This is a genomic window from uncultured Campylobacter sp., from assembly GCF_938045405.1.
Lineage (GTDB): Bacteria > Campylobacterota > Campylobacteria > Campylobacterales > Campylobacteraceae > Campylobacter_B.
This window is the reverse complement of the sequence record NZ_CALIMW010000099.1, coordinates 1-2,954: the sequence shown is the minus strand read 5'-3', so window position 1 is coordinate 2,954 and position 2,954 is coordinate 1. Positions and strand designations below refer to the sequence as shown.

The following is a 2,954-nucleotide window of genomic DNA, read 5'->3' as shown; positions in this document are numbered from 1 at the left end:
TTCTTGCAACGGGTTATTGTCCGAAGCTCAAAAAGTTGCGTTATTTTTACAAAAATATGAAAAAATTAAAACCCATATAAGCGCTATACGCGCTATTTAGCTTAACTTTTATAAAATTTTTCTATACAATGTCGCTAAAAATTTAAGGTGTAATATGGATAGGATTTTTAAAGCTGCCGCAGAAGCCAGCGCGCAAATAAAAGATGAAACTGTAGGCGCGGACGGTATTATAGAGCCGTTTTGCGCTCCGGAACACTTGCTTGGATTATTTTATGCCAATACCTATCACCGTAGAGCGATCCAACTAAAGGCCTCTTTGCTTTCAAACGTGCAAGACGGCGAAGCATTAGAAGGTATGGCAGGCACACCTAAAGACTTTTTATACGCCTTTATCTTAAATTTAGAGATCTTCGGCAATGCTTATTTAGAAATCGCCGGGCGAAATCTTTATATCTTGCCCTCCGTAGAAGCGCGAGTGGACAAAAACAAAGAGGTTTTTCAGGTAAAAAACGGGCGTAAGATCGCGCTAAATGCGAGGCAGTTAGCATATTATTCGCCGATGAGCAGATACTACGGCGAGCCTGATTATTTAGGCGCGCTTTTAGCCATAATGACTAATCAAAAAGCCGATAGCTTCAATAACGCCTTTTTTGAAAACTCAGCTAGAGCTGATACGGCGATCATATTTGAAAACTCCGAACCCGATGAAGCGCAGCTTAATGCCTTTAGAGATTTTTTTGGAGTAAATTTTAAAGGCCATCAGAAGGCCCATAAAACTTTGGTGCTTACGGCAAACGGCGAAAACGCTAAGGTGCGCATAGAAGATCTGAGCAAAGTAGAGGATATAAGTTTTGAAAAGCTTAAAAATTTAAATCGAGACGAGATTATTGCCGCTCATGGCGTACCGCCTCGGATGATGGGCATAATAAACGCTTCTCAACTCGGCGGTGGGGGCGAGGTCGCCCAGCAGCTACATAGCTTTAATGAGCTTACTATTATACCTAAGCAGAAACAGATAGAGTGGTTTTTCGATTCTTTGGGTTTTAAGATCAAACTAAATCCGATCGATGTTAGCAGCTTTAAGGATGACGGCGAGTTGATGAGTTCTTTGGTTGCTAGCGGTATCTTATCGCTCGCCGAGGCCCGTGGAATTTTAGGATACGACAAATAAAAGCGTCTAAGCCACTTAAGGCTTGAGGCGATAAAACATACGGGCAAAAGTTTTGCGGCAAAATTGAAGGCGTTTTGAAGCTTTTTGAAGGGGGTTTTAAATTATGAGTGCAGAGGATAAAAAAAACATGGATGAAATTTTAAACGAAATTCGCAGATACAATAAGCTTAAAATGATAAGCGACGAAGAGATTATCCCATATATCGAGATGGCAGAATATGAGATAAAAAAATATGATATTAGCGGGCTAAACCTGATTAAGGCCAAAGCCTATATGAGCCTTGCTCTTTTGGGGCAAAAGCTTTGGCTAAAGATCCAACAACGTGCGAACGAATACGACGAAAGCCTGGAGACCTTCAAGGACGTAAAGCAATGGGAGGAGTACTGGATGGATAAATTTTATAAGCTAACGACTAAAAAGAATACTAACGGCTACTTTTATGCTGCGGTTTAAGGAGTAAAAATGGATCTAAGTGAAAAAATCACTACCGAAAAAGCGCTTATTGCGCTTTGCGAGGAGCTTATCTTAAAACATGAGGACGATTATAAGGTTTTTGTATCCGAAAGATCGGCACTAAATCTCACGCAATACCGCGCCAATCTTAGCGTAATAGTACCTATCGCAAGCGGAGAGGCGGTGCTAAAAGAGCTGATGCGGCTGACCCCTCTATTAAGCTTTACGGGCTCTAGCGTAGATGCTACGGATGAGCGCGGCGTGGATATACTAAATTTCACCTTTACCCTAGATTTTTTGGCTACGGCTAGCCTGGATGAGTGATGTATAGCAAAAAGACTAAAGAGCTTATCCTAAATCTTTTGCACTCAGGTTATGCCGCCTCCGAGTTAGCTAAATCTTACGGAGTGAATGCCGCTACGATCGCGCGCTGGCGTAAGAAAGGCGCGGAAGAGGGCGGCGCGATGACGATACGCAATCTAAAAGCTCAAATAGCTGCACTTAGCAAGGGCAAAAGCAGCGACTCCAAGGCAAAGCAGATCGCTATGCTTACAGCTTCGCTTTCTAGGCTGCAGGGCGCCAAAGTAAAAGAGCAAAAGGTAAAAAACAAGAAAAAACCCATCGCGCTAATGAACGGAGCATATGAAAGCCTAAAAGAGATAGCGCTTAAAAGCGGCGAGCTATTCGATTATCAAAAAGATTTTTTAAACGACGCTTCGCAATTTCGCATCGTATTAAAATCCCGTCAGATAGGTTTTTCTTATGTTTCAAGCCTCGATGCTCTCCTCGGCGCCGTAGCAGGGCGTAATCAACTGTTTTTAAGCGCCAGCGAAGAGCAGGCTAGAATTTTAATGAATTATTCGCAAATGTGGGCAAAAAAGCTAGGCGTATCTTTTGCCAAGGATAGCGAATATGAAAAAAGCCTTGATAATGGCGCCACTATCCGCGTCATGGCACATAATTTCCGCACGGTGCAAGGCTTTACCGGCGATATTTGGATGGATGAGTTTGCCTGGTATCCTAATCAAAAGCGTATCTGGCACGCTTTCGTGCCCTCTATCGGCGCCGTAGCGGGTAGGCTTACCATCCTCTCCACACCTTTTGAGGAGAATAGTTTTTTTGCCGAGCTGTTTGGCGACGAGCTTAAATTTTATATGTTTAGCCGCCACCGCGTAGATATTTACCGGGCTATGGCGGGGGGATTGAAATTTGATCTTGAGACGATGAGGGCATTATTTGATGCCGATACCTGGGCGAGCGCCTATGAATGTCAATTCGTAGATGATGAAAGCGCGCTTTTAGGTATCGAGCTTATCAAATCTTGCGTGA

Annotated in this window: 4 protein-coding genes; all 4 read left to right on the top strand. The window is 43.2% G+C overall.

Annotation, left to right across the window (positions count from 1 at the left end; genetic code table 11):
• The first annotated feature begins 154 nt into the window (after positions 1 to 154).
• Positions 155 to 1,171, top strand: coding sequence for a phage portal protein (locus Q0140_RS03630; RefSeq protein WP_297961999.1), 1,017 nt, complete (start codon positions 155 to 157; stop codon positions 1,169 to 1,171).
• Positions 1,172 to 1,274: 103 nt separating this feature from the next.
• Positions 1,275 to 1,625 carry a competence protein CoiA gene (locus Q0140_RS03625; RefSeq protein WP_297961998.1) on the top strand — a complete coding sequence of 117 codons (351 nt, stop codon included), beginning with the start codon at positions 1,275 to 1,277 and terminating at the stop codon, positions 1,623 to 1,625.
• Positions 1,626 to 1,634: 9 nt separating this feature from the next.
• Positions 1,635 to 1,949 carry a hypothetical protein gene (locus Q0140_RS03620; protein WP_297901804.1) on the top strand — a complete coding sequence of 105 codons (315 nt, stop codon included), beginning with the start codon at positions 1,635 to 1,637 and terminating at the stop codon, positions 1,947 to 1,949.
• On the top strand, positions 1,949 to 2,954 hold a 1,006-nt coding region (locus Q0140_RS03615; RefSeq protein ID WP_297961995.1), incomplete at its 3' end, for a terminase family protein. The genes Q0140_RS03620 and Q0140_RS03615, both read left to right, overlap by 1 nt.

Coding starts and splice junctions, on each gene's coding strand:
- Q0140_RS03630 (WP_297961999.1), top strand. CDS start 155: ATGGATAGGATTTTTAAAGCTGCCGCAGAAGCCAGCGCGCAAATAAAA.
- Q0140_RS03625 (WP_297961998.1), top strand. CDS start 1,275: ATGAGTGCAGAGGATAAAAAAAACATGGATGAAATTTTAAACGAAATT.
- Q0140_RS03620 (WP_297901804.1), top strand. CDS start 1,635: ATGGATCTAAGTGAAAAAATCACTACCGAAAAAGCGCTTATTGCGCTT.